Genomic DNA, 2,340 nt, shown 5'->3' on the forward strand with positions numbered 1-2,340 from the left:
ACCGCGATTATCGCTGCCGTCGAGACAATCCTTCCGCCCTCGCGAACTTTGAGGTAGGTGGGTGGAGTAGGCGATACGCGCCTTGCCGCCTTGCAGCGGCAGGTCTCGTATCGCCTCTCGCCGAACCGGACGTGCGCCTTTCGTTACGCATCCGGCTCTCCAGAAGACTCGGCGAAGTCAGGCGTTCCCATCCAGCCAAGGCGATAACGGGACACTGGGGTCCATCCGAGCAGGTACTGCTCTGTGAATCCGTCGCGCCATACCCGTCTTGACGGGCGGAGCAGGCTGGGAAGTTTGGACTTCCACAGCGCGCTCGCACTCGCTTTCGGGCGTTTCCTACGTAACCAGCAATACAGGCGAAGGCCGACATACCAGTCGAGATCGACGAATATCCGTCCCGCGCCCACGCAGTAACGATAGTAGTTCGCCCATCCGCGCAGGATGGGGTTGAGTTCCTGAAGCTTTGCGCCAAGGCTGCCGCTGATACTATCGGGGCGGGTCAGCTGCTTGACTTTGCGACGCAGGTTGGCGGCTTTTGCCTTCGGGATTTCGACGCGCGGGCCGTAGCCATAGCGTTTGTCCCAATGCATGCCGAAGCGGAATCCGAGAAAATCGAACCCGTCCGTCATGGCCGTTACCTTTGTCTTTTCCGGCGACAACTCGAGTCCTGTGACCCGGCGCAAGTGGTCGGCCAGTGCGGATTTCTCCGCGATGGCTTGTTCCTGCGTTCCCGAGACCAGCACGACAAAATCATCGGCATAGCGCACCGGAAGGTAGATGCAGCGACCGGCGGTGCGGTCACTGTCCCGTGCACTTGCTGCCGCTTTTACCCCATCGCTTTTGCGACGGGCCTGGGTCTTGGTGCGGTGATACGTCCACCGTTCGTATCGCTCCTCTATCGCGCTTAGGGCGATGTTGGCCAGCAACGGTGAGATGATCCCGCCTTGGGGTGTGCCAGCGTCTGTGCGGAAGAACTGGTCGTCCGTCAGTACCCCGGCCTTGAGAAACTGCCCGACCAACCGGACCACCCGCCGATCAGCCAAACGTTGCCGCAGCCGATCGAGCAAAAGGTGGTGGTTGATGTTGTCGAAGCAGCCCTTGATGTCCCCTTCTATAACCCAAGGGTACGGCATCCGGGCCCGCCGGGTGTCCTTGTCACGTTTTTGCGGTAGGGATGCCCGACGAATGTACTCCAAAGCACCGTGCGCGCTCCGCCCGGGCCGGAACCCATAGGAGACGTGCCAAAACTGGGCTTCGAAGATTGGCTCCAGAAGTATTTTGACCGCGCCTTGTATGACGCGATCCTTGATCGTGGGAATGCCCAAGGGTCGGAACTCCCCCGGTTTTCCAGCTTTCGGTATGAGTTTGCGTCTCGCCGGTTGGGGCCGATACGCGCCGTGGCGCAGTTCAGTCTGCAAATTGGCAAGGAAGCGACGCTCACCACTGTTCCGGATGCGTCCCACGGTCATCCCGTCGACGCCGGCAGTTCTGCCGCCTTTGTTTGAGGCCACGCGCTGCCAAGCGTGGCGAAGCACGCGCAGGTCGGTCAACCAACCCCACATGTCCCGCCATTGTTCGTTGGGATTAGCCTTACTCCACTGGTAAAGTTTGCGCTGAACGCCGAGTACCCAAGCCGCATCGGCCTGATGATCCATGTCCACAGATCGCTTCTCCGTCTTGCAAGTCTACCGTCTTCCTGCTTCCCTTCGCCCTGTGCGCGGCTTTCCCGCGCTCCGACTACTACGGAAGCTCCGCCCTTGGTGTCGCCCATCTCCGGCCGTTGCGGCGAGCCGGGCTCCGTGCCCGGCAGGCGATCCAAGTTCCCGTGTTCCGATTTCCAACCTGTGCGTTCTTAGGCGGTGAGCTCTGCCCCGTACGATGCTGGAGATGGGCAATGGGAGCTGATCCCATCCCGAGTGTGGTTGCCCCACTCACCGAGGAGGATCGACGAGCCTCCCCGTGCCGGATCGTTCTCGGTGCCTTCACGCCATTGCGCGTGTTGAAGGCGATATCTGTGTTTCCTCCGAGGCTTCACGCGCTCACTTCGTTATCTCGCCATAAACACTGTGGTAGCCCGACCTACGGTCAATGGCCCGTATTCGGTACAGTTAAGGCCGATCTGCTTATGTCACTCCACCGGCAACGCCCGGTCGAGCTTCTCGGCCCCCTTCCGTCTACTGCTCCGGCAGACGGGGCGGCATTGCAGCCGCCGGTCGAAAATCAGCAAGCTTAAGAGGTGGTTGCTAGATCATACACACCTCCCGCGCCGCACGGCGCACCGTCGATCCATAGATAGGGCCACTCACCTTCAATGGGCCGCGTAAGGAAGGCATTCACCCG

General features: G+C 60.8%; 1 protein-coding gene. It reads right to left on the reverse strand.

Going from position 1 to position 2,340, the window contains the following annotated elements; all coding sequences use genetic code 11:
- Positions 1 to 143: 143 nt before the first annotated feature.
- Positions 144 to 1,655: a group II intron reverse transcriptase/maturase gene (gene ltrA / locus NTCA1_RS28140; RefSeq protein WP_201282627.1), complete on the reverse strand. Its 1,512-nt coding sequence runs from the start codon at positions 1,653 to 1,655 to the stop codon at positions 144 to 146.
- Positions 1,656 to 2,340: the final 685 nt, after the last annotated feature.

Source organism: Novosphingobium sp. TCA1 (assembly GCF_009811895.1).
GTDB lineage: Bacteria > Pseudomonadota > Alphaproteobacteria > Sphingomonadales > Sphingomonadaceae > Novosphingobium > Novosphingobium panipatense_A.